This window comes from Ruficoccus sp. ZRK36 (assembly GCF_019603315.1).
GTDB lineage: Bacteria > Verrucomicrobiota > Verrucomicrobiia > Opitutales > Cerasicoccaceae > Ruficoccus.
In genome coordinates this window covers 3,171,797-3,195,040 of sequence record NZ_CP080649.1, presented here as the reverse complement: position 1 = coordinate 3,195,040, position 23,244 = coordinate 3,171,797, and the positions used below count along the sequence as shown (strand labels likewise).

11 protein-coding genes are annotated in these 23,244 nt (G+C 59.2%); 3 read left to right on the top strand and 8 right to left on the bottom strand.

The annotated features are described in order from the left end of the window. Nucleotides 1-45 precede the first annotated feature (45 nt). The 4 genes from K0V07_RS13950 to K0V07_RS13935 form a co-directional block, all read right to left on the bottom strand. Nucleotides 46-1,491, bottom strand: a complete 1,446-nt coding sequence (locus tag K0V07_RS13950; protein ID WP_220621997.1) for a hypothetical protein — start codon at nt 1,489-1,491, stop codon at nt 46-48. 31 nt (nt 1,492-1,522) lie between these two features. Then, nucleotides 1,523-5,056, bottom strand: a complete 3,534-nt coding sequence (locus K0V07_RS13945; RefSeq protein ID WP_220621996.1) for a hypothetical protein — start codon at nt 5,054-5,056, stop codon at nt 1,523-1,525. A gap of 104 nt (nt 5,057-5,160) precedes the next feature. Then, nucleotides 5,161-8,049, bottom strand: a complete 2,889-nt coding sequence (locus K0V07_RS13940) for an MSEP-CTERM sorting domain-containing protein (RefSeq protein WP_220621995.1) — start codon at nt 8,047-8,049, stop codon at nt 5,161-5,163. Nucleotides 8,050-8,068: 19 nt separating this feature from the next. Continuing rightward, nucleotides 8,069-8,563, bottom strand: a complete 495-nt coding sequence (locus K0V07_RS13935) for an archaeosortase/exosortase family protein (RefSeq protein WP_220621994.1) — start codon at nt 8,561-8,563, stop codon at nt 8,069-8,071. Between the two features lie 251 nt (nt 8,564-8,814). Between K0V07_RS13935 and K0V07_RS13930 the strand changes: the two genes are divergently transcribed. The 3 genes from K0V07_RS13930 (at nt 8,815) to K0V07_RS13920 (ending at nt 11,778) form a co-directional block, all read left to right on the top strand. Beyond that, nucleotides 8,815-9,648 (top strand): sialate O-acetylesterase, encoded by an 834-nt coding sequence (locus tag K0V07_RS13930; RefSeq protein WP_220621993.1) that lies wholly within the window; start codon nt 8,815-8,817, stop codon nt 9,646-9,648. A gap of 129 nt (nt 9,649-9,777) precedes the next feature. After that, a complete protein-coding gene (locus K0V07_RS13925) occupies nt 9,778-11,529 on the top strand; it encodes a hypothetical protein (protein ID WP_220621992.1) in 1,752 nt (583 codons plus the stop codon). Nucleotides 11,530-11,559: 30 nt separating this feature from the next. Continuing rightward, a complete protein-coding gene (locus K0V07_RS13920; protein WP_220621991.1) occupies nt 11,560-11,778 on the top strand; it encodes a hypothetical protein in 219 nt (72 codons plus the stop codon). Between the two features lie 163 nt (nt 11,779-11,941). On the opposite strand, the gene K0V07_RS13915 is transcribed toward K0V07_RS13920, so the two are convergent. From K0V07_RS13915 to K0V07_RS13900, 4 genes are all read right to left on the bottom strand, one after another. Continuing rightward, entirely contained in the window at nt 11,942-16,075 is a 4,134-nt protein-coding gene (locus K0V07_RS13915; RefSeq protein ID WP_220621990.1) for a hypothetical protein, read from the bottom strand. Between the two features lie 296 nt (nt 16,076-16,371). Next, on the bottom strand, nt 16,372-17,280 hold the full coding sequence (locus K0V07_RS13910) for an EamA family transporter (protein WP_220621989.1): 909 nt from the start codon (nt 17,278-17,280) through the stop codon (nt 16,372-16,374). A 67-nt stretch (nt 17,281-17,347) separates the two neighbouring features. Further along, entirely contained in the window at nt 17,348-19,426 is a 2,079-nt protein-coding gene (locus tag K0V07_RS13905; RefSeq protein ID WP_220621988.1) for a BamA/TamA family outer membrane protein, read from the bottom strand. Between the two features lie 26 nt (nt 19,427-19,452). Continuing rightward, nucleotides 19,453-23,196, bottom strand: a complete 3,744-nt coding sequence (locus K0V07_RS13900; RefSeq protein WP_220621987.1) for a translocation/assembly module TamB domain-containing protein — start codon at nt 23,194-23,196, stop codon at nt 19,453-19,455. Between the last annotated feature and the right edge of the window lie 48 nt (nt 23,197-23,244).

The following is a 23,244-nucleotide window of genomic DNA, read 5'->3' as shown; positions in this document are numbered from 1 at the left end:
GAGCCTCATCAATACCAGGGCTGCTCGTGATCAAGTCGAACGGACCTACATGTCCGCAAGCTTCCGGATGTGAGCTGCGAGCACTTCGGCGTTCACCTGCCCGCTGATACGCAGGGGCAGGCGGATGCGCTCGTCACCGTCGAGGTCGAGCCGTAGGGTGTAGTGGTTGCTTTCGTTTGAGGCGCGGGTGGAGATGACCTGGATGTTTTGAAGTTCTTTACCCAGGACCACCCGGTTCGAGGTGGTCAGTCCGATAAACTTACGGGTGACCTCCAGCCTGTCAGGATGAATGCCGATCAACGTCGAGCCAAACAGCGAGCCGAGTGCGCGCCAGCCTGCGTACACCCCCATCGCTGCGAGCACTAATCCCATAAAGACGGAGAGCCCGCCGAGCCCGACGATGAAGGCCGCCCCCAGAAGCCCCAACGAAGCCAGCAGCGTGAAGACCGCCCCGACTTTACGGCCCGCAGTGGAGGAAAAACTCAGCTCCTCACCACCGAAGAGAGACTTGCGGACGCTCAGGCCGGGGATGGTGAGGATGTCCGTCCCCAGAGAGGTCCGCTCATCTTCGGGCAGGCTCTCCAGCTCGCCGGTTACAGTCGGTGAGCTGTGTTCAGTTTTGAATACAGGGACGCGGAAGGTGGCCTTGTAGTTGATGCCCGGCGCTTTCCCCGAGAGTACCAGCTCCCAGTAATACTCCTTGTTGTAGCTCACCTTGTGGGTGGGGTGGCAGGAGTAGGGGATCGTGAAAAGCACCGGAAATGCCCGCTGCCCGTCTGTTTGGTCGAGTGTTTTAGGCAGGCGCTGTTCACGCTCCCAGAGCGTCTCGCGGTGGGTCTTACGGTTCTTGCCCGTGCCGGTGCTCCAGAGGTGGACGTTGCGCAGCATCAGCCGAAAGCCATCAGTGGTGCGGACAGGGGTGCGCGTGAGGATGACGCCGCCGAGGCTGCCGCCCAGGACACCCGGCATGTCGGCCATCTCGAAGACCGAAACTCCGTACTTACGGTAGCGCAGGAAGAGGTAAAGGGTGGTGCCGATCAGCGCCAGGCCGATCGCGGGTAGGACAAGTGCGAACAGCGAAAACTTTTCCTGCGCGAAGTCGCCATCGATCAGCATGGAGATGAGTACCTTTGCGGTGATGCCGCACCAGACCACGGTTATGATGGCCATGATGATCAGGGTGACGGTATTACCATCCCGGATACGCCCGGTGGCCCAGGCGTTGTTTAGCATCCATGGCTGGTCTGGGTAGCGGGCGGCGCGCTCACGCAGGGCTGCTGCGTGGGGGATCGAGTAGAACGCTCCCCCGATGATTCCGAGCCCGGCCAGTGTGAACACCGTCGCGATAAATGTCGGGATCGCTTCGGCTATACCGCTGCCTGTGTCCTCAAACATGAAGAACATCATCACGCCAACCCCGGTGAACACACAGCCGAAGATGATGAGGAAGAGAGCGGTGAATACGGAAGCTGCCTTGCTGGGGACACTCATGTGCAGATAAGTTGAAGAGCCTGTTACTAGCCTAGTAGGTGAAGTGGCGGAGCGAATAGATGCCGGGGGTGAGCTCGTCGAGCGACCCAATGTCGCTGATGACGTGTGCGGGGTCCGACTCGACGTAGATGATGATCTCACCCTTGTGCGGGTACAGCGTGACTTCTTCAGTCGGCTGGGCGACACCGCGCACGACATAGATAAAGTCATCCTTGTTCTTGATCAGCACATCCGGGTTACCGACTCTGCCCGTGACTTGGTAGTTCAGGTAACTGCCTTCAGGCTTGAGTACGCAAGCTTCCGCACCCTTTTGCACGTAGAGGAAGCGGTTGCCGTTGTCGCAGGAAAATAAGCTGTATTCGTCTTCCGGTACGGGCTCGCCTTTCAGCCAGACACGCGTTTCTGAGCCGTTATTCTCAACCAGGATCGGATCGGTGACCATCTGCTCTTCCAGTAACGACTCACCATCGCGAAGACCTTTGGCCTGCTTGAAGAGGTGGTAGCTGGTGGAGCCGTAAAAGGCGAAGGCGTTACCGGAGTCTCCGACCACGAATGCCTTGGGCTCAAAGATTTGCTTACCTTTCTGGTAGAAGCGGTACTTCCCCGCCTCGCGTTTGAGCGTGATGGGGACGCCGTAGGCGTACTGCTGGATGACTTCCTGAGGGTTCTTCGGCGGGGGCGGGGCCTGGCCCGGTCGACCGCGGTTATCGTAGGGAAGCATGCGGTGGATGTTGCCGGGGCGCTTGAGGTCGTTCGCCTCCAGGATACCCCAGGGCTGACCGTCCTTGAGGACGAGAGCGTCGCCGTTGGGGTATGCGCCTCCAGGCGTCAGTTTACCGTCAGGGGAACCGCCATTGAAAAATAAGCTGAATTTCTTTTTGTCCGGCGATTGATACCAGACGGCTACATCTCGCCCCAAATCTTCAGCGCGGAAGAATTTTTCCTGCCCGGTTTGGAAGCCCTGCACCTGGTAGGTATGTCCGTTTTTTCCGTTGAAAAGAATAAGCGTATTGCCGCCCCGGAACTGCTTAAGGCCGCCCAGGATCTCCCCGTAGTCGTAAAGGCGCAAATGGCCGCTCTTAGTCAGGTAGAGCATCGCCGGGCCGGAAACCTTTACCTGCATCTTTCCTCTGGCGTCAGGGTTTTTGATCGTCTCCGGGAGGAGGGCGTTTTCGGCGATCATGTAGTTTTGGCCCACGGGTTCATAAAAAACGCCATGCGCGAAGGGGGAGTCATCGCCGGAGTTCCCGTAGATCGGGCCCGCTCGCCGGTCATAGGCATATACGTAGGGCCTGTAGGCGTCGTAGTCTTTCTCGTTGAGCCAGTGCCAGCGATCCATTTGCCACGTGTCGCTGTGGTAATAATGGCGTTTCTCGATTTCCTTGCCATCCTGATCGAGGCTAACGTACGGGTTGCCGTAATCGTCATTAATGTACTGGTAGGTCTTTTCGGAGTGCGAGCTGCCCAGATCCTCGATCTCGCTGACCAGGCGACCGTTCCCGAAGACGCTACGGCGGGTGATTTCGTCGCCTAGCCCCTGCACCTTTGTCAAGACGTGGAGTTGGCCGTCAACTTCCTCGTAGCTGTGGCTGGTGGTGATGTTGTTTTTGCCGCGCTGGCGCAGGGATTTGACGAGGCGACGGTCGTTATCGTACTCAAGCGTACATACCTCGATGAGCTGACCGTCCATGATGTAGTACCAGCGCTGTACGGTCCCGTCGGAATTGTATTTGTAGATGACATCTACATCCCACACCGTGCCGATGCTCGGCTTTTGCAGCAGGAGTTTACCGCCGTTGTCAAAAAGCCGGTAGGTGCCCTTTTCGCGGAGGGCTGTTTCCTCGTCGGTGAAGTAGTTGTGGGTGGGATCATAGCGCGTTCCGTCCTCGTCAAAGTACATACTCTGATCGTTGTGGTGGAGGTAGGCGATGTCGCCGTCCCAGTTGAGGTCGTAGAGACTGCCGACGTAGGGAAGCGGATTGACGGGCGCGTCCGTCAGGTTGACATAGGGGCGCACATAGGAGGACTTCTCCTCGGCCGTGATCGAGTAGAGCGCGGCCACATCCTGCTCGCTATAGCCGGGGACAGTCTCACGGGTGCCGACGCTCGCGGCTGCAGGTGGCTGGAGGTCCAGTTGAAAATCGTCCGGCAGAGGCTCCACGCTTTCCTTTTCACTATTGAAATAGCGGGCAGGATAGATGCCGGGAGCTGGCTTGGACAGCGCGTTGGGGAGCACATAGTCAAAGGCATAAGGATCACCGCTGTTGTTATAGAGGAGGAGGTCGGTGTCGTTTACTTTGCCCTTTTTCAAACCAATCGGGTTCTCGATGCGCTCGCCGAAGCGAAAGAGTTCCAGCTCGCCCTTGTCTCCGACGACGTAGAACAGGTGCCTGCCGTGCAGTTGTCTCGAGGTCTCGAGTAAACGCCCTGGCAGTACCTTCTGGCCCGGCTCCATGTCAAAATAGAGTGAGTACTTATTGAAGAAGGTTTGGTTCACGGAGTAGGTGAGGATGCCGCCGTTCGCGGTCATGACTGCTTTGTTCTTTGAGCCTTTAAAGACCGATCGTCCTGCGTAATAAGGCTCGATGTTTGAGCCGTTTAAAAAGGCAATGCTGTCGGTGCCTTTCATGATCAGCTCCGTTACCGGGAGTCTCTGGCCCGGCTTGAGGTCAGAGCCAGTCGGTACGAGGTAGTAGCTTTTCTCGAAATCATCGTAGACAAGAATCTCGTTCTTATCCGAGCGAGCGCCAAAGACGACATCCTCGGCAATCTGGCCGTTACGGAATACGGAGACGGGGGTAACGCTGTCCTTGCGGATCGCGCCGTAGCTGAGCTGGTTGCGCTGCTGCAGATCCGGGTAGTACTGGTAGTAGGTGGAAAATTCGTCACGGACGCCGTTGTTCTGCGTATGGATCCACTTGACGGGATTTCCGTACTGATCGAACTCGTACTCGATCTTCAGCTCGATGGCGTCGCCCTCTGTGCGTGAAGCCGTCAGGTGGCCGTCCTTGTAGGTCAGGAAATTGCGCTTGGCCGGAGCTGTGCCTCGCTGGATGGTCTCGGTGACATGGACACTGTCACCGTCTACGGTGTAGGTATAGGTGGTGGTTTCCGTTTTATCACCATCATGGCTGTCCACTCGAGAGAGGCGCCCGGCATTGTCATAATCGTAGGTCTTCTCACTTTCTTTCTCTTTGTATTTCGTGGATTCTTTGACGAGTCGGCCATTGCTGTAGGTGTAGTCTGTGTCGAGGCCAGAAGAGTAGGACTCACGGGTCACGTTTCCCTCGACATCCGTCTCCCAGATAACGGAGCCTTTGCCGGTGGGGAGCCCGTCCTCGTAATACACGTAGCTGCTTTCCTTGATGAGCAGGCCGTCCTCATCGAAGACCCTCTTGTCCGCAGAGAAAACCGGTCCTTTCAGGTTAAAGTGCTCAGCCTTGTATTTGACCGGAATCGGGTTCACGGGAGCATTGCTCCAGTCAACCTTTTGAGCGAAAACCGCAACTGCCGGGATAAGCCAGGCGAGAGTTGCCACGAGAGAGAGCGTGTTACTAATGGGCATGATTAGTTTTGCCTTTATAGGCGATGCCCCATGCCGGGAAGTCAATACCCTAATCTAGGGACGACTAGACTTTAGAAATAACTCCGTCTCGAAGCCCTCATGCGTCATTCAGGCTGCTTCGTCCGCGATGACGCGATGATCCTGCGTCGTACTGCCTCGAAAGCAAACAATGAGATGCCGAGCAGCCAGATGGCAGGCTCAGGAGTTTCCACCAGTTCCAGATTCGGATTTGCGTCCAGTTTTTCCTTTTCTGTTTTTTCCAGCATCCGCCACTGTGCGGAGTTCTCCACTACGATATAGCTGGTTTGGGGGATCAAGATGCCCTGTGCCTTACTGGTACTAACGAGCTCAGGCAGGGCCCCTGTGAGTCTGGCAGGGTTTTGCTCGGCTGCGAGCGAAGCCGATTGGAGGTTCGTCGCTTTGATATAGGGATTCTCTAAGGACAATTCAGTGAGTTGATCGAGCGGCACAAAGGTACGCCCTTCGGACTCCAGGAAACGTAGCTCCTGCCCGCGACTCTCAGGCGTAAAAGTGGCTACCGCGCTCCAGGCCCCGCCAGGCAGAGGCCGGACAGAGTCGCCTTTCGCGAGCATGCTTACCGGGAGTACCGGAGTGGGGGCAAGCGCCTCCATCGGGTTCCCCTGCCAGTCGATGCCCGATGCTTCACCGGGGCCGGTGACCGCTACGCCGGGCGTTTCAGGGACCCAGCCTGCGAGGGGGCTGAGGTCGAGCTCCCATGGCTTTATGGATTGATCGGAGATGATCACGAAAACCGGGTATGTGTCGTAGTCGGCATCGGTGCGCAGGGTTTCGTTCGCATAGGCAGTTAAAGCCTGCATGATTGCGCGATCGGGCAGGAAACCGCCCCTGGCGGTCAGCTTATTCTCCATGAGGGCTCTCTTAAGATCATCCAGATTGTCATAGCTTTGCCCGCTCTCAAAGTTTACCAGGGTGGCCCGCATTTCGGTGACGGAGGGATGGCTCTCGAGTACGGACTGGATGCACTCCAGCGTTGTTTCCGGCGGAAGGGCTTGTGTGGAGTGATCGATGATGAAATGCCAGTACGGCTTACGCTGAATAAGGGGTAAGCCGTCGAGCGCAGGCTTGTTTAGAACCACGGAATCGGCGTTTGATGAGGACACTGCGACGTGTTCAATATTCCCCAGTTGCGCGGTTATTCCGTCGATTTCGACGGTGCGCACCAAGCCCTCAGGGTACATCAGCTCCAGCTCCACGGTACGTGTCTCGCCGGAGTTAAAGGGAAAGACGTGGAGCGTCAGTTCATGCGGGCCTGTATAGTAGAGCAGCCCGGGGTCCCGGCGGCTGTCGCGGATCATCTGGTAGACCCACAGGGCTGTCTTCTTCTCAAAAATCCGCCCCGGCACACGCTCATCGCCGATATGCAGCCAGAAGCCGCTGACGACCGCGCCTGCTGGGAGCGTGAAGTTGCACTGGTATTCGAGCTGAGCGTGCGTGTCCTCAGCCTTGAGGTCGAGCTTGAGGGTGCTGCGGGTAATCGCGTCGGCATCGACAGATACGCTTGAGGACAGCATCTCCAGATTGACGTGACGAGCGGGTGGAGACGCCGCCCGTAACAGACGGTTACGGCTACGGTTGCGGTTGCGATCACGGTTACTGCGCTGCATGCTGAAGAAGCCGAAGCTGGACCTCAGGTTTGTTTCGTCAAAATCGAGGGGCTTACCGCTGAAAGCCTCGTAGACGTGGGTCAGTTTGTCGTCCGGGAGCACAAAGCCGTCGAACATGAGCCACTCGCGGTAAGGCGTCAGGTAGGGTAGAAAGCGATCGCTTTTGTAATCATGTAACCACAGGCACGCCTCCGTGACGGCCTCGGGATTCCCATCGAAAGCAGCCTGCGAAGTGGCATCGGGGGCATATACCCAATTGAGTCCGTTTCTGAGCTGGTGGCCGAGATAGAGCGATTGCAGCGTGATGAAGCCGGGCAGTACCGCAAAGGCCAGCAAACTCAGCCCGAATGCCGTAGCTCGCCCGAAGGGCAGCTCACCGGTCCACACGTCACGCAGGCGCAGTACATGAACGATGAACAGGACGGTCGGCGCAAGGATGAGGAAACCCGTCGCCACGGCTATAATCGCCGGAATGGCAAGAGGAAGGTAGGGGAGGAAAACGAGGAAGAAGTAGAGGGTAAAAGGAAATAGCAGACTGCGCAGCAGCAGGAGGGCAGCGTTAACCCACGGTGAGCGGCTGGCAGGTACGCTCAGGACGATGGCATTGAGGACCGTCAGCACGTAGACCCATATGCTTTGGTAATCGGCTGGGAAAGGGATTGAGCGGTTTAGCAGAAGCCCCCCCAGAGGCAGCACCAGAGCAAAGAGCACGACCAGCACATTCATGGCCCTGGCTTTTCTCTTCAGGAGGCACGATAGCCGAATCAGCAGCAGTCGGACTAGCCCCAACCCAAGCAACAAGCTGGATATGGTCGTGAGCAGGATAGCTAGCGCCGTAACCAATGCGACAGGAGCCGCTATTGAAAAAAACATGGAAAGGTTTATGACGGCGTAAAACAACACCGGTCCCGCAACGACTGCCAGGATTGACAGCCCTGTCTCGCTTCTGAGGCTGTATCGGAGAGGGAATCCAGCCAGGAGCACTACCCCGAAGAATGCGGACGGCATCACCCATGTCCAATGGTTAAAGACCACATGCTCTGGGGGGAGAATCCATGTGGTGACGCTCGCTGGCAGTACCTCACTCGCCTGTATGGTCGCGAACCACAGGAACCCGCATTGCAGGATGAGTTGGATGGTGCCGATGAGCCAGTTAGATGTGGCACGCTTCCACTTCAGGATGGCGTATGTGGCCAGAGCCGCGAGGAGGTTGCAGAGGTTGAGTCCGCCCCACAGGAGTGCCAGATGTTGCTGCTCGGGGGACATCTCTCCCTCGACCACCCACCACGACCGGTAATTGAGCAACAGGAGAATGCCCATGGGCAGCGCCCAAATCCACAGCAGCATGTGGGGGCGGCGGAGGGCATCAGGCAGTAGGGAGTGTTTTTGCGGGGGCTGAGGCTGAGACATGACGGGCAACGATTTGAATGATGATGGACACGAGGATCAGAAACGTAAGGAAAACAAGCATCCCCGTGGCCTGATGGACGACATTGAAGTACGTGTCGGGCAGAAACTCGGCGGCCAGTTGGCGCGTATGAACCGAAGCTGTTACGCGCAGTGCGTTAATGCAGACCGCGAGTGGCCAGCACGCGGGCAGAAGCAGAAGTACGAATCGCAAGCCTTTTGAGCCGAGCTGATAGCCCACCCAGGCAGATAGAATGCAGAAAAACCCATACCCGCTACAGGCTGAAGTCACCTGCACCAGAAGCCCCTGCACATAGAAGCTGACACTGGCACCATCCCAGGTCGCAGGGGCGGCCCCCAGCATCCATGCCGCTAGTTTTCCTCCCGGCAGCACAAAGCCATCCGAGGCTATCTCGGGGAAGAAGTGCTTGAGCGTGAATAGACCGATCAGCAAGCATGCAGAAAAAATACAGGGCAAGTATGACGAGGGGCTCTTCACCTTAAAACCTTCAATAGAGGCAAGGGTCGAATGACGAGGTATAAATTATTATATCACCTTGTTAGTAGTGAAATTGAGATTGAATATTTTCCTCTCTGGTTGTTCGCAGAGGCATCGGGGAAATCCGTCCTTTAATACGTATTGATCGGCAGCGTGATTGATCTCAACCAGAGAAATCCGATACGACTAAGTTATAGATGGTTTCTATGAAAGTAAGTTTTCTACGCAGCCTTAGGCTGTTTTGTACCCTGAGCTTTACCCTGCCGTTTCTCGGCGTAACGACTGCCTGCGCGAACGGCGGCGAAGTGGCTATCCCGGACAAGGAGCACTTCCATTTGTTTCTGCTGGCGGGGCAGTCCAACATGGCGGGCCGCGGCTTCGTGGACCCTCAGGATAATGAGCCGAATCCGCGCGTGCTGATGCTTAACCGCGAGGGCCGGTGGGTACCGGCGGTTGATCCGGTCCATTATGATAAGAAGGCTGCCGGTGTCGGGCCGGGGCGGTCCTTTGCCGAGGCTCTGACCGAGGAGGACGACACCGTGGTCATCGGCCTTATCCCTACCGCCTGTGGGGGCTCATCCATCACGACATGGGTGCCCGGCGGCTATCATGATCAGACACGCAGCCACCCCTACGACGATGCGCTGGAGCGTACGCGCCGTGCGATGCAGGACGGTACGCTGATGGGCGTGCTCTGGCACCAGGGTGAGTCAGACAGCAAGGAGCCCAACGCAGAGATGTACAAGGAGCGGCTCATCGAGCTGATCAAACGATTTCGCACGGAGTTCAACGACCCGGACCTGCCCATCATCATCGGGCAGCTCGGCCAGTATCCCGGCAAGCACTGGAACAGTAGCCGCCGCAAGGTCGATCAGGCTCAGCAGGAGATCGCCAGGGAGCTGCCCTATGTGGGGTTCGTCCCCAGCGACGGGCTGACCAGCAACCCCGACATGATTCACTTTAACGCCGAGTCGCAGCGCGAGTTCGGCCGCCGGTACGCCGAGGTCTATGAGGAGGTCATCAGCGAGCCGCAGCCATAAGAGGCGGTCAGGGAGCGTCGCGCATGGTTTCGTGTGCGCAGACCAAGAGTGAGAACTTTTATACGTGAATGTCACCCGTGCGTGGTGACCATCATCAGAACGATAGCCAAGAGGTAGAGGAATATACGTATGTTATATAATATCATGCACCGCACCGCACAGGGTGCCAAATACTCCGTCTTTCGCGAGCAGCAGCAGACGGTCCACGAGATGGGCATCAAGACCACGGTCTTCGTCCACTACAAGGACCTCTTTGACGAGGCGATGCTCAAGGTCTTGATGGACGACGCCAAGGAGTATGGCGACGAGATCGGGCTCGCGCTGCATGACCTGGATGGTCCGGATATGGATAAACTGGTGGGTAACCTCCACGCCATCTGGCTGTTTAACAAGGCGAAGAAACGCGAAGTCCTGGACAAGATCCTCACCCGCTTCAAGGCCGTCTTTGGTAAGGCGCCGACTGCCGTGGGCAGCTACCACTTCGACAGCTCTTCACTGGCTATCCTAAAGGAGCTCTGCCCCGAGTGTGAGACCGTCATCGGCGGTTGCTTCGAGGAGGGCGTTCGCGTCTTTCATGGCTGTAACCACAGCTGGTACCTCTTTAACGAGGGGATGCCCTGGGGCCCCTGGTTCCCGAGCAAGAGCCACAGCCTGCGCCCCGCAGTCTCCGAGGAGGACAGCGCGGGTGTGGTCGCCGTACCGCACCTGGTGCGCGACATGAGCCTCTCCTACGAAGGGCGCAATGACTTCTGGGCCAGCCATCCGCCGAACGTTGTTCGCGGCATGGGTAATGAGGCCTCGTTTAACCCGTACGACCTGAACCTCATCGACCAGTATCGCATGCAGGAGGAGTTCAACGGACGGCCTTCGTACCTGAATACCTTTGTCGGGGTAAACTGGCTGACGTGGAACCACAACAGCGAGTACCCGCCCGAAGTTTGCTGGCACCTGTACCGCACCATGCTGCGCTATCTGGTGGAGCTGCGCGAGCAGGGCGCGGCTCAGGATATGTACCTGAGCGAGTACGGTCGCTGGTTCCGGGAAAACCGCCAGTACGGCGAGCCCGAGGTCTACCACGCCAAGGAAATGCTCTACGGCTCCGGTAAGCACTACTTCTGGTATCTCGACGGCGAGCAGCGCATGCTGGTCGATACGGCCCAGGGGGGCTCGATCGGGGATATGCGTAGCTACGCTGGCCGCCACGCGGTCGAGACCGGGCCGGATACTCCCAACCGCGAGATTGGCTCATATCCGTACCTGATCCAGTCGCAGCAGCGCACCGGTTTCGCCCACCACTACGAGGATGGCTCCCGCACCTCATGCCTCATCGGGCACGGGGACGAGAGCATCGACCTGGCAGGCGTCCGCACGAAGGTTGCCAAGCTTGAGCGTACGGACGAGGCCTCCACACTGACGCTGACGCCTGCGAAGTTCAGCTTCGCCAACGGTCTGAGCGGTGAAGTCGTTACGACCTATGTTTTCGGACACAACACCGGCTGCACGGGTATTACGCGCACGATTCAGGGGCTGTCGGACCCGTCGGCGACTCTTACTGTGACCGAGCACCTCAAGGGCGCTCCCGGCCGCACGGAGTATGCCGAGGACCTGACTGGCATCACGCTGAAGGCCGACGGGCCTAATGGCACGGAGCTGGACTTTGACTACTCGGGTGTGCCTGTGTCGGTGGACGGTGCCAGTACCGTCTGCGCACGTGTGCCTCAGGTCAGCACCTTGCTCAGCCTGAGTGCTACCGGTGCAACTGTCACGGGGGGTACCCTCCGGTGCGGGACGCTTTTCAGTCCGTACTTTACACTCCAGCTCACGCATCAGCTGACCGGTAACGGCAGCGTCGAGAGCGAGCTGAAACTGTCAAAAATTTAAACAACACTCAGAACCTTAACGGATCGAACGATGGAACAGGCTTTTAACGATACATCAGTCATGCGCTGCCCCGTGTGTTTCTCACGGGACGTGGACGTGCTCATGCAGCACGAGAATGACCAGCACTACTGCATCAAGTGCAGCTTCCAGGGCTCCGAGTCGGAAGTGCGCGCCATGTACAAGGACATCCAGAAAAAATTCCACTGGAACACCAAGCGCATCCCACTGGAGCAGCAAAGACAGATGTAGCTGCTGCGCGCTGTAGACGAGGGCAGGGGATACATAACCTCTCTGGAGGTTCTAAACGGCTATCTCTTCAACGCCCTTAGCGTTTACATTCGACAAAGAAAAACCCCGGCTTCGCAGGTGCGAGCCGGGGTTTGTTGTGAAGTCTTTTCGTGGTGGCTGGCTATCAGCTGGCCTTGCGATTACGACGGCGCTGCCAGACCACGACCGAGGCTCCAAGCGCCAGCAGAAGCGCAGTGACGGAGGGCTCGGGGACCGCCGTGAAGTCCAGGTATACGTCGTCGTCTATCAGTGACAGCGTGAAGCTGCCGACCCCGGCATCGAAGTCGTTGCCGTAAGCGTCCTGCGAGACCTGGATGTTATTGAACACGGCCAGGTTCACATCGGGGGGAAGCGTGTTGTCAAAGATCAGCCAGGACTGGTTGGTATCCCAGAACGCATCCGTGAAGTTGACGATGGAGGAGTTACCGTCAAACGACAGGTAGAGCGATGCAGCCGGATCAATGGTCAGCGTGCCACCGGTTACGTCCACACCATCGAAGTTCGTGCCACGGCCACTGGTGGTGTTGTCGATGAATTCGATCTGGACGGTGGAATCTTCAGCCAGGGTCAGCCCATTGGTGAAGGTCAGGATGCCGGGTGAGTTACCGGGGGCGAGAATACCATTGATGGTTGTCGCGGCGTTGATCGTGCCCGTTCCCGCCAGGGTGCCAGCGTTGTTTACGACGAGTGTGCCACCGAGAGAGCCGTTCACGGTCAGCAGGCCCTGATTGATTTCAAACTCGCCGGTATTCGTGTTGGTGCCGGTGAGGGTCAGGTTACCAATGCCGTTTTTCACGAGCTTACCAGAGCCGGTGAAGTTACCCGCAAAGCTGGCGTTCAGGCCGTTGGTGTCGACGGTCGATGTCGTGCCGGTGCGCAGCTCCGGGTTGATGCCGGTGCTGACGGTCAGGTCGCTCTCAATCACGCGCAGGGTACCGCCGCCGAAGCGGAAGTTGGCCGCGCCGCTGTTACCGGTACGGATGCGGTTGCTGCCGCCGGCCTCGAGGACGCCACCGTCGAGATTGTACGTGCCGGTACCGCGCTGCCCGATGACGAGGCTGCCACCGTCGCGGATCGAGACGGTACCGCCGGTCTGGTTGACCGTACCCGAGCCCGTGAGAGGCTCGGTATCCTGAGCCCCGCCCAGGAGCAAGTCCGTGCCCTCGGTAAAGGTGAGGTCCCCGCCGCTGATGTTCAGCGTGCCGTCACCGTCACCCCAGGTGCCGGAGCGACCGAGCACCATGCCATTGGCGCCGCTGATGTTGATCGTACCTGCGATGAGGTTGTACACGCCCGTGGCCTGATTACCGATGTGGATGATACCCTCGTCGGAGAGCTTGTTGACGATACCGCCGGTCTGGTTAACGGTGCCGGAGCCGGTTGTGCCGAATGCGCCGACATACATGTCCGACCGGAGAGCTCCATCAGAGCCATCCCCCAGGTTAATGACACCGCCATCGATATTGAGTACCCCTGTGTTGGCAGCGGTATCCTGGCTGCCTACGAAGAGGTCCGCACCGTTGGTCTGGTTCAGGTTGATCGTGCCGTCGGTGAGGGTAAAGGTGCCGTTGGCGACGCCGAGCACGGAGGGCTCAGCACCGATCAACAGACGCGCGAGGTTCGTCGTGCCGGAGATGTGCTCGATTTCACCTTCTTCCACTGCGAGGGCATAAAAGGTCCGGTCTGCGGTTTGCAGATTGAGGTTACCGTCACCCGTTTTGACGAGCCAGCCGTCACCGTTAATGCCACCCGAAAGGGTTGCATTGAGACCGTTGGTGTCGATGACAGACGGTGTAAAGGCCGGGAGGGTTTCGTTGTTAACGACGGTGAGGTCCATCGAGGTGGTCAGGTCACTGTCGATGACCTTAAGGGTACCACCACCGAGGGTGAAGGTATTATCCCCGGATCCATTCAGGATACCGTTGGTGCCGCCAATCTCGAGTGTGCCCTCCGTGAGGGTGTATGAGCCTGTGCCGGAGCCGAACTTCAGCTGTGCACCATCCGTGATGGAAATCGTGCCGCCGGTCTGCGTGATGCTACCGGTGGAGGAGGAGCCGCTGGCCACCGTGACGTCGCCGTCGAAGGAAGCCGTACCGCCGCTCATGTTGTATTCGCCGTCACCGTTGGTACCGATGCTGGTGGTCGTGTTGGTGGCGGTGAGTGTACCGCCGCTTTGATTGAGTACGCCGGTGGAATCCTCAGAGGAGCCAAAGCGCAGGTTGACCGTGTCGAATGTCAGGGCGCCGTCCTCAAGGTTGTAGGTGCCGGAGCCTCCGGCGGCGGTACCGAACCAGGCCGCGCGGCCTGCGGTGTCACCCCGGAACTCGACTACGGTGCCCGATCCGTACTGGTTGATCGTGCCGCTACCGCCCTCGCCGATGAAGGACTGTGTGTCGATCTCCTGAATGAACTGAGCGTTATCGTAAAGGTTCATAACACCGACGCCGTCCGTGCTCTCACCCAGATAGAAGGTGGAGCCGTCGCCACCGAGGATGAGGCTGGCGTCGTTGTGGAGATTATAAGTACCGGAGCCACCAACGACACCAATCTGCAGAGCTGCTGCCGTATCGAAGTCCACGGTGCCGCCAGTCTGGTTGACGATACCAGTAGAGCCGGTGCCCCAACCAACATCGTAGGTGACGTACTGTCCCGTGTCATACTGAGCACTGGTGATGAGGCCGTCGGTCATGTTGACCGTGCCGTAGCCACCGTCCATGCCGACCTCCAGGCGAGCAAGTGCCCCATCGAGGCCGAGCGTGAGGGTACCGCCATCGATGGATAAGACACCGGTGGAGCCGTTACCGACGAACAACTGGGCGGAGCCGCTGCCGCTGCCGATCAGCTCCAGGCTGGAGCCGCTTTCAAGAGTGAGGGTGGCGTAGTTGCCGTCTTCTTCACCGCCCACGTAGATGTCGGGGCTGATGCCATCCTGGGCGACGGTGACGTCGGCTCCGTTCTGCAGGACGAGGTCACCATCCTCAGCCACGATGATGCCGTAGCGGCCTTCGTAGTTGGGGTTATCCTCGCTGCCGCCGCTCAGAGTGACGGTGCTGGAGATATTGGTGTCGCCGTAGGTTTCGATGGCGGCGGCTTCTGTACTTCCGTCACCGGTCAGGTTCATCGTGGCGTCATTTTCCGTGAAAAGGTAGCCGTCGTCGTTGAGGGTGAGCGTCATGCCGCTGGCGACATTCAGGGTGACGTCGCCGTTGAGGACGCCGATGCTGCGGGCGTCTGTGTCGTTGTTAATCGCAGCCGTGAAGGTCGCGACATCGGTGAAGACGACGTTCTGGGTGGCAGAGGGGCCTTCATCGTCGCTCCAGTTGGTTGCCAGTGCAAAGTCCTGCGTGCCGGTCGTCGCGCCAACCCAGGTGGAGGCATCGACAAAGTCGATCACGTCACCGTCGTTGAGGAAATTGACGGCGGCCCAGTCGAGGCTGCTGGAGGCTTCGTCTCCACCAGAGCCAACGCCGAACTGCATGTTGGCAACGGTACCGTTGGAGACGAGGTCCCCGAGCGTACCCTTACCGTTGAGAACAATTTCGCTCTCCATGATCTCTTCGAGCGAGTTAAAGGTGCCCAGCGGGCCTGAGCCGTAGAAACCATTCCCGGCCTGTCCATAGACGTACCAGATGTTATCGCCGGTGCCGCTGTAGGTGTAGCTTTCGTTGTAGAACTCGCCAGCCTCGTCGGCGTTCTGGTTCCAGCCAACGATGATGATGTCCCAGCTGCCTTCGCCTGAGCGGCTGGCGCTGAAGCCATCCTGTGACTCGCCCGTACCCGTGCCCCAGAGAGAGCTCTGGATGCCGATCTTCAGAGAGGGAGGGGAGTAGGAGGAGGGGCTGCTTCTGGAGACGACCGAGTAGCCAAAGTCAGCCCGGAAGTCTGTATTGAGAAGGCTGGATGCTGAGCCGAAGCCGGTCGGGCTGTTGATCAGGCTGATCGTGCTTTTAGACGAAGGCCCGCTCTGATCGAGGTGGACGCCACCCAGATTACCCCGGGTGCCATAGTTATTACTCCAGTAAATCTGGTTCTCCACCGCGCTCGGGTCGTTCGTAGCGCCGGAAGCAGGTGCGTGAGTATCATCTGTGATGATATTGACGTTATTGAGGCGTACGTCGTCAGGTTGCCATCCGTCACCAGGGGAGCCATCACCGAAGCCGGTGATGGCGGCGTTGTCTGCATAGGCGCTCCCGGAGATGCCAAGCCCCAAGACGGTCCACAGAAAGAGAGAAGAGAGGATTCGGTCCGTTTTTTTCATGGTAAACACGAGTGTTTCAGCCTTTTTCAGGACCGGAATACATAGTCTTTTAACCGATGATACTAAAGTCTCATCCTTATTCTGGGTATTATTAAACCTGATATTGAGAGTATGTTCTTATTGCTACGAATAGGCTATTTTCCTTATGTTGGTCTGGAGCCTAATGAATTTAGAGGGGGTACCCTTGTCGACAGGCATAGGGCTAGACTGATTACCCCATGCGGGTAGGCTCTCTCGACTTTGCAGCCTTCAGGCGAAGGGGCTTATACGGCAGGACGGATTACCGACGGGGTTGTCTACGATCCCTTACCGATCACGAGTAGGATGATGCCGAGCAGGATCGTAAGCAGGGCGGGGAATTTCTGCATCCCATTCTTTTCCTTAAAAAACCACAGACCACCGGCAAACGAGACGAGCGCGCTGCCCCGGCGCAGGCAGGACATGACCCCGATCAGGACGCCGTCCATCTCCAGCGCCCGGAAGTAGGCGAAGTCCGCGATTAGCAGGGCCACGCCGACAAAGGGGATCGACCAGCGCCATTCGAACTCTCCGCGGGGCCACCAACGCTGCTTCCAGCCCCAGAAAAACGGGAAAAAGAACACCACCAGATAAATCGCAAACCAGGACTGCACGGTGGGCGCGCTGTAGCCGACGATGTTCAGCAGATACTTGTCATAGAGCGAGCTGACAGCCCCCAGCAACGTTGCGGCGATGATAAACAGCACCCAGCGGTCACGGGAAAAACGGATCCCCTCCTTTTTACCGGCGATGGACAGAATATAGAAGCCCGCCAGCGTCACGGCGATACCGGTCCACTGGAGCCCGCTAAAGCGTTCCCCGAGGAGCACAAGCGCCCCGATGAGTGTCCACACCGGACTGGTCGCCCGTATCGGTGCCACCAGTGAGATGGGCAGATGCTTGAGGGCGAAATAGGCGAATATCCACGAGGTGCCAACCAGTGCTGATTTTGCAAAGAGCCGTAAGTGCCCTAATGCGTCAATAGGCTCGACCTGCAGCAGGTTGGTCGGGATCAGCTCAGGGCGTACATGGCTTGTTATGACCCATGGCAGCCAGATCGTCGCGGAGACCACCTGTGCCCAGAACAGCACCGGTAGCACCGCATTGTCGCGCACCGCATGCTTTTTCCCAAGGTCATATAAGCCGAGGACGACTGCCGAAAACAGCCCCAGAGTTACCCAATCCATTCGAAAGCATCCTGCGTATATTCGCAGCCACGGCAACGCCGACTTTTATGCTTTTTGTGTACGTCCTCTAGAAGGGAAAGCCGAGAGCGACCTGGAAGGTTCCCTGCGGGTCAAACGTGCGTTTCTTGACGTTGTAGCCGTACTCGAAGCGCAGGGGGCCGACAATCGTGCGCAGGGTGATCCCGGCGCCGACGCTGATGAGCACCTCGTTAAAGGGGTAGTCCTCGATCTCGGCGGCGTTTCCGACGGTGTCACAGAAAGCCACTACGGAGATCATTTCTGTCAGGCGCTGCTCGAACTCGACCTGCCACAGCATGTAACTGACAGCGCCGATCTCCTGCCCCTGTGCATCGACAGGGGAGGCCTGGTCACGGCGGTAACCGCGCACGGTATTCTCACCGCCGAGATAGAAGCGCTTCGGCATGGGGATGTTATCGCTGGCCGAGCCGAAGGAGGTGATGATGCCGGTCTTGTACCCGGCGTGAAAGACCAGCCCGCTATCCGTGATCGGCTTGTGCCAGGCTCCGCCCACCTCGATACGCTGGAAGTTTACCTGCCCGCCCAGCTCCGGGAAGGCGAACTCCGAGCTGCCAAAGACCTGCCAGCCGTCAGTGGGGAAAATCGGGTTGTCGAGTTCGCTGCGGTTAGCCTTAAGCGTGACACTGGAGACGAGCGACTTGGTGGGGCCGGGGGGATTGACGAAGTTGCCGTTGTTGGCCTCCACCTGCCCGTAGTTATACTGCACGCTGGCCGAGGTGTCGATGTCGCTGAAGTAGTGCTGAAGCCCGGTCGAGCCGCCGTACTCCTCCCGGTCGAAGCTGATCTCCTCGCGGTACAGATAGTTCGCAGAGAGGAAGTAGTCGAGATCCTCGCCCATGATCTGCGGGATGGCGTAGGTGTAGTCGAGATACGTGCCCTTGACGGATTTGATCGCGCTAAAGCTTGAGTGGTGGGCGAGATCCCAGAGGTTGTTCTGGATGATCTCGAAGCCACCGCGCACGATATCGAAACTGCCCACACCGAAGATCAGGTTGATCTCGGTCTGCTCTTTCATCTCGGTGTCGTAGACAACATTCCACTGACCATCGCCAGCGTCTTCGTAGTCGATGCGGATGGTTCGGAAAACGCCCAGACGGCTCAGGCGTTCACGGCCTTCCTCGACCTGGGAGCGGTCGAGCAGCTCGCCGGACTGGAGGTTGGCCTGACGCTCCAGCAGGGGAGTGCTCACGCTTTCGGCCTTCTTAAAGCTGACATCTCCGAGGTGGACGACCGGACCCGGCTCGGCGCTGAGGGTGACATGGGTGCGGCGCACGTCCCCCTCTTCATCGAGGACCTCGACCTTTTGGTTGATGACCACGTCGGGGTGGCCGCTGGCAAAGTACCGGCTGCGCAGGTCCCGTGACTGGCGCTGGAGCCAGGCCGGGTCGAAGCGTTGATCGACGAGTTGACTCTCCTCCAGGGCTGTCTGGTTACCAGCGGCTGGGGCGATCAGGGTGAGCCGCTCGATCATGTAGAGGGGGCCGGGCTCGACATCCACCTGGATGTCCACCGCACCGCTTTCGCGGTCCTCGGCGGTGACTTTACTTTTGGCTGCAGCGTCACGATAGCCGAGACCGCGCAGGGTGAGCTCGATAGCGCTGACGCCGCTGGCCATCCGTCCGCTGGAGAAGAACCGGTCTCCTTCGGAGATAATGAGCCGGTCCGTGGAGTAGAAGAAGCTCTCCGGCTCGCGGGTGATCTCTGCGGGCAGGCCGTTGACCTGTACGTTGTTAAAGTAAAAGAGCACGCCCGCCTCAATCATGAGGTTGACGTGGTCGCCCTCGAGCTTGGGCGGGAGTTTCGGCGTCACTTCTCCCTCTTCCCAGCGGCCTTCCCAGATGATTTCGTCTCCACGGGCCAGACTCGCGTTGATCGCGGGGTGGAGGTAGCCGCGTCGCTTGAGCTCACCGGAGAGGATCCACAGCGAGTCCTCCAGGTAGATGGTGTCAAAGGTCGTCAGGTGCTCGTCCTGCGGCTCCAAAATCTGTAGCGTGCGGGTTAGCTCGATGTTCCCGATAAGCCCGAAGCCGCTGATGGCGACATCGGGGTTACCGATCAGGCCGAACACCTCCGCGCCGCGGCAGGGCGCGGCTAGCAGCAGCGCCATCAGACAGAGGCTTCTGAGCGCGTGTACTAGTCGGAGTAGACGGTCCATTTAAAGTCCAGGGTGTAGTCGTCGAAGCGGTCGTACTGGCCTACGATAGCCCAGTCTTCGTCGATGCGGTAAATGACGCGGATGGTGTCCTTGCCGGTGAGGGTGACGTCCTCGCCGACATACACCTGCAACTGGTCGTCAAGAGGATCGACCAGCCCGAGGTCCACCAGGATAGTGTTGCCGATAAAGACGCCCAAGCCCGTGAGGCGGCTCTGGGTCGAGCGTTGGTCACTGTCGGGCATGCGCCCGGCGGTGATCATGAGGAGGATGTCTCCCTGCTCCAGCGCAGGCGTGGAGGTGAAGCTCAGTTGCGGGTCGTCCGGGCCACCGGTTACGCGCATGACCAGATCGTAGCCGTAGGCGCGACCTGTGGCTGTAATGTCGATGATGGGTTGATCCGGCTGATCCTGCCGGATGGTGACATTGCCCTGCTGGATGCGGAGATTGGCAAAGGGGAACATGACGACGCCTTGATCGATCAGCACCTGCCCCAGCACCATCGGCTCGCGCATCGTGCCCAGAGCCTGCAGGTCCGCCGAGACCATCCCCTCAAAGACTGGCGTGCGCACGCGCAGGAATTCGTCGCCCTCGATGTCAATTCGCAGCCGCCAGGAGGCGAGAGGTTCGTCCTCGATTGAGACGTAGGGGAAGGGGCGACCGGGGCCGCCACCGCCTCCTCCGCCCCCGCCGCCGGTGGTGAGCGAGGTCAGGTCGATGGTGAAAAAGCTTTCGTCGAGCTTTACGCTTCCGGCCACCGTCGTGATGTCCTCATCATCCGTCACGACAGTGAGGTCCGGGCTGCCGCGCAGGATCAGCCCCGGCGAGCGCACGAACGGGATTTGCTCGCCCTTGATGGCGAGATCAAAGCGAGGCTGCTCCAGCGACTCGACGTCAATCGTGCCGGTGATCGCGAGCTCTTGCCCGCCGAGCTGGGCTGAGGCACGGGTGATGTTCAGCCGAGTCTGGACCAACTGCATCTGGGCCTGTATGCCGGTGACGGAGCCGAGCTGTGGCAGTGGCATCGTCTCCACGCCTTCGACGTTGAGCTGCCCGGACCAATTCAACCCCGGCTTGAGCTCGGCGCTCAGGCCGACGGTGCCGCTGCTGCGCAAGACATCGGGTAGGTAGCCGGAAAAGGCGCTCAGGGGGACGTCGTCCAGGCGCAGGGTGCCGGAGGCATCTTCGATTTTCGGCGGCTGTGCATCCGAGATCAGGGCCTCCCAAGCCTCCTCGGACATGGGCAGCTTGCCGTTTGCCGAGAGGGGGCGGTCGGCCAGATTCAGGCTCAACTGGCTCAGGGTGATCTCGTCCGGGGAGAAAGCGGCATCTACGCGGAGACTATCCACGGGCGGCAGCTCGGGCAGATCGCCGCCTTCGGTGGATTCGAGTTTGGCCAGGCTGGCGCTGAGCTTACCGGTGGGCGCGGCCAGGCTGCCTTTGATCGCGAGCTCCAGGCTCGGCTGCTCAAGCACGAGGTGGTACTGCTCCTGCAGCCAGCGCCAGAGACTGGTCGATCCGGGGTTAGCCACCAGGTAGAAGTCAGCCGGAGCCTCGGTCTCGATGCGCAGCATTTCAGATTGAGTGGGATCAAGGGTGACCGGTACCTGACCGTGGGCATTGGCGAGCTGAGTCTGGCCCTGCTGCGCGGAGAGGCTGTTGAGGCGCAGCCCCTCGGCGTCCCCGGCAATGTCGAGGGAAAGGCTCAGCGTGGGCTGGTCTTCGGGCTCTCCGATGGCCTCGCCTTTGACGGTGTAGACGATGGGGCCGTTGTCCCACTGCGCATCGACGTTAAGGCTGTCCAGATGCGTGGGGAAGGGGAGCTTTGCGTCTGTGACCGCTTTGAGCCAGACCGGGCTGATTTCGTTGGCGGAGAGCGAAACGGTCCCGCTCCGGGGCCAATCGACCCGGGCCTGTGCGTGAACGCTGCCACCTTCGCTGCCGAGGATCGAGACCTCGGTCAGAGTGATGACCCCGTCTTCTCCGCGAGAAAGCGTAAAGGGCTTCTGGAGCTCGACGTTTGCGTAGTCGCGTGGTTCAAGACGGGCCTGGCTGAGGGTGACGCTTTGCCGGTCGGGGCCGATGTCGGCGCTGCCTTCCCACGTGAAGTCCAGCGCATCGTTGCCGCCTTTACCCGAGAGGACTTTGAGGGCACCGTGCTCGCCGCTCCAGTGCAGATCGGTGTCAATGTGGTCGTCTGCCCATGCCAACTGTGTGATCGTGATGTCACCGGTGTGCCGAGGGCGGCTGGTGGGGCCTTCAACGGTGACCTGCACACGCAGGCGCTCAAAGTCAGGAGCTTGCGGCGTGTACTGCTGTACGAGTTGACCGGACAGGGCGATGTCTGCCACGATCGCACTGAGCGTTTCTTTCTCAATGTCGTAACTGCCACTGAACGCCAGCGATGAGTCCTGCGGAAGGGTAACCGTGCCACGGCTGAGGGTGAGTTGGGGCCAGTCCAGTTCGGCTTCAACGTCGGCAGAGTCGGCGGTGTACGCCTCGTAAGCAAGCCCTCGGGCCTCCAGCTTTGCGGTGACGAGCGGATAGGCATTGTCCGGGCGATCGTCAGCGACCAGCGAGGCCGTGATCTGCCCACGGGCTGGCAGCAGACTTTGCCCGGAGAGATCAGCCTCCAGATTGAAACGCGCCGCAGGCAGGTCTTTCAGGTCGTTGAGCGGGATGTTGACGGGCTCGCTCAGATTCGCGGTGATCCAGCCTCCCTCGATGGAGAATTGGTCAAGCTTCAGCGCCTCGGTATCGCCCTCGGCTGCGATGCGGGCTGTCAGGGCCGGGAGTGTCTCGTCCTCTGGAGCGGCTGAGGCATCGAGCGAGAGCGTGTATTGCTGGCCATCCCAGTTGGCTGCCAATGAGGCATGGGGGGCACCGTAACCGGGGCGCTGGTCTTTGGTGAGAAGGTCCTCCGGCAGAGCCCAGTCTTCGGCTTTGAGTGCGGCACGGTCTGGCAGTAGCCCCTGTCCCTGCCACTGGGTGCTGAAGGTCGCGGGCTGGTCGCGCCAGTTGATTTCGCCGTTTAGATCAAGCTCAGTCGCGGTGGTGAGCGCCAGCACAGTTTTCAGATGAACGGGCTCGGGGGAAAGTGTTGCCGTGACGCGCAGTTCGGACGGGGAGGGGCGATCGACACGTATAGCGAGGGATTGCTCAGTGAGGGAGGTGTTCACTGTCGTCGTGAAAACGCCCGCCTCGTAGCAGGGCTGCTCGACCGTGATCGTGTGTGGATCTGCGGTGTAGACGATTTTCTCTACATGGACCTCTACCGGCCAGCTCTCAAGCAGATCGAGCGCCTTAAAGCCCTGCGCTGCCAATGCCGCGGGGCTGCTTGGCTCGCTCGGTGGGGTGGCTTTCGTATTGGATGGCTTTTGCGGGCTCGCTGCAGGTTTGCCCTGCTCGACCGTGATCGTGCCGATGGACAGATCAAGCGGCTGTCCGGTGAGTTTTTTCCAAAGAATGGCGGGTGGGGTAGCTGTTTGCAAAAAGTCGATCTGTGCCTCCAGTCCACTCTGAGCATCCGCATAATGAATCTCCTGCAAGCGGAAGGACCCGTAGCCCTGTAGCTCATACTGGTCGATACTGACGCCCGACCCCTTCACAGCCAGCCCGATGGCCCAGCCCAGCCACCAAGGGGAGGTCCCGGCCAGAAGCAGCACCACCAGTCCTACGGCCAGTGCTGTCCGCAGTAGGGTTTTGCGGGCTGTTTTCAGGTTCATCGAGGCGGATATGAACACACGTGTCAGGGGTTAGCAAGCATGCCTGAA